Here is a 274-nt window from a genome sequence, read left to right as displayed (position 1 = left end):
TTATGTAGCTAATAAATTCGATTCCAATTTTTATCAAGTAATAACTGCTAAAACAGGTAGTGAGTGGAGTATGGTTACACGTGAAACTTCAGCTGAGATCGCAGGGAAAATGATGGAAGCCTTATATATTCAAAATGGCTATGTGCTAGAAAGTTTGTTATCTACTCAATTTGATAATCAACGTATTTCGAAAGACATCTCAGTTCCAGTTGCTCATAAAATTGGCGATGCAGATGATGTCAAACACGATGTAGCGATTGTTTACGCAGGATCT

Annotated in this window: 1 protein-coding gene; it reads left to right on the top strand. The window is 36.1% G+C overall.

The window, feature by feature from the left end; all coding sequences use genetic code 11:
• The coding region (locus tag C1E99_RS13125; protein ID WP_161951223.1) for a serine hydrolase at positions 1 to 274 on the top strand (274 nt) is incomplete at both ends.

Source organism: Streptococcus suis, assembly GCF_002964045.1.
GTDB classification, from domain to species: Bacteria; Bacillota; Bacilli; order Lactobacillales; family Streptococcaceae; genus Streptococcus; species Streptococcus suis_U.
The sequence above is the reverse complement of the archived record's forward strand: the minus strand, read 5'-3'. Positions and strand labels throughout refer to the sequence as shown.